Consider the following 2,052-nt stretch of genomic DNA (forward strand, 5'->3'; position numbering starts at 1 on the left):
TGCGTTCGCAAGATGGTTGTGATACTAAATTCTATGTTAAGAGATGGCGTCATGTGGGATGAGAACATAGCGAAAAATTAGCTATTGACGCCATAGTCGTTTGTTATGCGTAAACTAACGTTGTTCGCCATAGCTGATCGAACTCTTGAAAAGTAGAAAAACTATGGTCAACGTACTCTGGTTTATGCAACTTTTCAGTTTTCCACAATGTCACAAGACCCAAGTTTTTCGCAGGAGCCATATCAGATGACAAACTGTCTCCGCAAAAAAACACCTTTTTGCCACTGTCGCTAAACTTACTTAAACCAATTTTAAAAATACTTAAATCAGGCTTTTTAACACCAACACCACCTGATGTAATAGTGAAATCAAAGTACTCATCGAACCCCAAAGCCGCAATTTTACGCTTTTGAAAAAAGTCCCTACCATTCGTTATACAGCCGATGGAAACACAACTATTTTTCAACATTGCTAATGTCTCCAGCGTACCATCGAAAGGAACCGAAAACTCATGGAAGGAACGGTCAAAGGCTATCAATAGCTCTCGCTCAAGTTTTGGCGAAAAGTTAAAGCGCTCAGCTAATACGCTAAAAACTTGAGTTTTAGGTTGGATGATATTGTTTTGAGCAATAAACTCACTGACAAACCGTTGTTCCGGTAAATCTAGATTATTCAATGTAGTATTTAAAAGCTCATCAGCATAACTTTTAAGAGACGCACTTTTGTCATGCAATGTATCATCTAAATCAAATATTATGTTCACAGACTATCCTTGTCTTCATTACGCATAACGCCTTGCTAAGGTGTGAGTAACGCAATACAAAAGCTACCGCACGACGCCTTAATCACATAAGCCACCGCAAAGTAAAAATGCCACGCGTTACGAATCACTCTTAAGCAATTTGTTAGTACATGCGCTACTTCTATTTATGGACTCCAAGATATTGAAAAGTGGCATGATATGAAAGGCTTTGAACACTGAAGTGAGACGGGCAGCTACAAAACTTTACCGTCATTGAGAGACGAAAGTTGGCTAGAAGAAAAACGCACTGAACTCCCCCACTTTTACTGGCTTCAAATTAGAAAAGGATTCGATCCTCGCACTTCGACAGCAACACCAAAGAAAGGCAATTCTGACTTAGTAAAAACCACGAAAGAGAAGAAGCGCCAAACAAATAGGCTAAGAGTTAGAAACCGTAAACGGTGAAATCAAAGCAAACACTCCGCATATAGTGCCACCGGAAAGAACGTGAAAGGTACAAACTGAAAGGTGTAAAGACGAACGCCAAAACAGATAAACACCAAAACTGATGACCTTTGATGCTAAACCCGTACTAACGCCCTGTTAAGGGGTGAGCAACGCAATACCGATGCCACCGTATACCACCTTAAACACCAAAACCAACGCATAGTGAAAATGCCACGCGTTGCGAATCCCTCTTGAACAGTTTGTTAGTTTGCAAACCCAAGGCGTTGATTTTAAGTCATTTTAAACTTTGCAAACAATAAACTTTATGTGTTTGATGCACTCAAATCAGGCGTAGTTTCAAAGCGGCGACTCAATGAAACCACGTGGAATAAACAACGCCGCAGAAAACGAACTCACAACACCAAAGAGCACTTTTGGAAAACCAATCTCACAATGCGGACTTTCAACAAAGCTACTGAAACCACATGAACTTACCACACCAGAGAAAACGCCATCTCAGCGAGTAAATCGGCTTTTGTATCAACAAACTCAACGAGCAGAGTTTCAGCAAAAAAGTTCGACTCAGTTAACCCCAAAGTCACCGTACTAAAGAACAAACCAACCGTTGAAACGATGCCAATTTTGGATTATCACCACACTAGTTAACACTAAAATTAAAAGCCAATACGACAACTTAAACCTTGAGCTTTTACCACTAGATCTTGCGATATAGCTGCGTTTTTCCTCTTGCAAACTAACGCGCAGTTAAGGTGTGAGAGACGCAGATGCACCCTAACCTAAAATAAACTCTGATAAATCCGTGCCTATTTGGGCACTAAAACCCCAATGCGTTTCGAATCGCC

Annotated in this window: 1 protein-coding gene and 1 pseudogene; both read right to left on the reverse strand. The window is 40.5% G+C overall.

What is annotated here, in order from left to right:
- Positions 1-103 precede the first annotated feature (103 nt).
- Positions 104-763 (reverse strand): HAD family hydrolase, encoded by a 660-nt coding sequence (locus AK965_RS20170; protein WP_052437365.1) that lies wholly within the window; start codon positions 761-763, stop codon positions 104-106.
- A gap of 582 nt (positions 764-1,345) precedes the next feature.
- Positions 1,346-1,478 (reverse strand): annotated as a pseudogene (locus tag AK965_RS20180) (DUF3265 domain-containing protein).
- Between the last annotated feature and the right edge of the window lie 574 nt (positions 1,479-2,052).

It is taken from the genome of Vibrio sp. PID17_43 (genome assembly GCF_002608565.1).
GTDB lineage: Bacteria > Pseudomonadota > Gammaproteobacteria > Enterobacterales > Vibrionaceae > Vibrio.